Origin of the sequence: Thomasclavelia sp. (assembly GCF_017889095.1) — a bacterium.
Taxonomy (GTDB): domain Bacteria; phylum Bacillota_I; class Bacilli_A; order Erysipelotrichales; family Coprobacillaceae; genus Thomasclavelia.
Map to the genome: position 1 here is coordinate 1 of NZ_JAGHEW010000353.1, position 2,628 is coordinate 2,628.

The 2,628-nt window shown below is 22.5% G+C and carries 3 protein-coding genes; all 3 read right to left on the reverse strand.

Translation table 11 applies throughout. From position 1 onward, the window contains the following. The coding region (locus tag J7M77_RS15075; protein WP_296880050.1) for a hypothetical protein at nucleotides 1-921 on the reverse strand (921 nt) is incomplete at its 3' end. Further along, nucleotides 914-1,873, reverse strand: coding sequence for a glycosyltransferase family 2 protein (locus J7M77_RS15080; protein ID WP_296880052.1), 960 nt, complete (start codon nucleotides 1,871-1,873; stop codon nucleotides 914-916). The genes J7M77_RS15075 and J7M77_RS15080, both read right to left, overlap by 8 nt. A 174-nt stretch (nucleotides 1,874-2,047) precedes the next feature. Next, on the reverse strand, nucleotides 2,048-2,628 hold a 581-nt coding region (locus J7M77_RS15085), incomplete at its 5' end, for an EpsG family protein (RefSeq protein WP_296880054.1).

A 2,628-nucleotide genomic window follows, 5' to 3' on the forward strand; every position in this document is an offset into this window, starting at 1 on the left:
CATAGAGTTGTCTAAAACTTTTTTCAATGTTTCATTATCTTTTTGAGCATACGATATAGTAAGACTAGGAGAAAATACGGACGATAAACTACCCATTGAATTCAAAATATACTTTGGAATGGTTTTTGAAAGAGATAAAATTCCCATAGCAGCTGGACTAATTATTAAATTTGAAATAAATAAATCTAATCCTGTCAAAAGTACTGATCCTATTTTAGTAAAACTGTTCCATATTCCATTTACTATTAGTTCTTTTACGTAAGAGAACTTAAAATAATGAATAGAGATCTTAATTTCAGGTAACAATCTCACTGTATAAAAATAATTTCTAAAAAATACGTAAAAATTAGAAATAAGTACTCCAACACCTAAATACCAGATATGAGGATCAAACAAAAAATAAAAGACTATTATTATTATTAATCTTATACCCCAACATTCTATTTGTCTTTGTGAATCCAAATCAACTCGATTCTTTGTAAAAGTAGCAACGCCAAAAATTGATGTTATGATACTTAAAAGAAAATTAATCAGCATTAAAGCAAAAAGTATTTTAATTTCTATAATATATTCATAATTTATATTAATAATATTATTTAAATTTAAAACTAATAAAAAAAAAGGCACTATTAAAGAAATTGCTAAAATAATATTTGAAAAAAGTACGGAATTAAAATAACAATTTAAATCATCTTTATTTGAATAATAACTTATTGTGATATATCTACTTGCCATTGAATTTAATGCAACAGAAATAATTGATGCATAATTAACAAAATCATTTGACAAATCATAATAACCATAAATTTCTTGGCCCAAATAATATACTACAATTTTTGTTATAATCATTGTTATCACAAACATAATGCCTATTGATGCTATTTTGTAAATTAAATTTATATAGTTTTGATTATTATTCATTTATACTCCTTTTTAACAATAAATATAATAATTTATACAATTTACTTGAAAAACAAAATATGTTAAACTGAATTTTTTTTCTTAACTTGATATATTTATTACGATTTACATTTTTTTTATATGTACATGCCTCTTTTTTTAAAATCTCATATTCATATTCGGTATATTTATTACATAATAAAAAGTTTATCTTAGTTAATAAAGAAAAAGCATAATACACTTCTCCTACATTTTTTATCTGCTCAAACTGCTCTAAATACCTCATTTGCTTATAAGCTGCAATAATAAAATCATCGTTAAATGTCGATGAATGTGTAATGCTCCCATCCCTTTGAAAATAGTTATATAATGGTGTAGGATTATATACTATTTTAGTACATTCCATAAATAATTGACTCATAATATAGAAATCTTCACATTTTTTTCCTATTGGAAATTTTATATTTTGAAACAACTCTGTTTTAAACATTTTATCGCAACTGGACATGTTATACTCATAAAAATCATTCATTCGTGCTATAGCTTCATACTTATTCATAACTCTTATTTTTTTACTTTTATCCCAGATGTTTGTATATGTGGGATAAATATATTTTTTTCCACATACAGATACATCCGCATTATAGTTTATTAAGTCATGTAATAATATTTGAATATATTTTGGTTCTATCCAATCATCAGAATCAACAAAGCATATGTAATTACCACTTGCTTTTAGAATACCGTGATTTCTTGCATCTGATAGTCCGCCGTTATTTTTATGAATTACTTTTATTCTTTCATCTCTTCTTTTCCAAATATCACATTTTGTTCCTGAATCATCAGTAGATCCATCATCAACCAGAATAATTTCTATATTTGAATATATTTGATTAACAATACTATTAATACATCTATCCAAATATTTGCTCACATTATAAACTGGAACAATTACTGAAACTAAATCAAACATTTTTCCTCCTATTAATCAGTAGTATTCACTACTTTTTTTAAAAATAATTTCTAACTAAATATCGGTTAAAAAGATATAATTATCACTATCTAAATTTTATTGTGTATTTTAAATCTTAAATTGACTAATTAAATCACCTAATTTTGACATATGGTTTTTATATTACATAATTTTTTACCAAAAAAAACTATATGGATAAATATGATTCCATTCAGGTCTATATATTTGAATAACGAAAAAATAAATCATACATAAAAATATTATCACTATACCTATAAAAAGTTTATTATGCCTTATTTCTAATTTCTCTACTATATTTGGAATCAATATAATTACAAACGCAAAAAAATATGATGAAACTCTTGATAATATAGTAAACTTTGAAGACAAAAAAGTTATGAAAAAAGATAGGAACAAAAACCAAAATTCTAATTTATATTCTTTAAATATAGTATCATATTTTAAAATATTTATTCTTTTTAAAATAAAAACAAATAAAAAAATTGAAATATGAATAAATACCTGTAGAATTGTTGCTTGCCTAATAATTCCATTTCTATATATGCTATTTGAATAATCAGTATAAAAATTTAAACTTGAAATTAAAATATTCAAAATCGAATCAAAAAAATAATAAGCCAATATCATAAAGCAAGTAGCAGCAATAACATTTCTTTTATTAAATTCTATTTTTTTTGCTATATAAGATAACAAAAATACAATACTAGTTTTATGAAATAAAAAAGCTATAAATG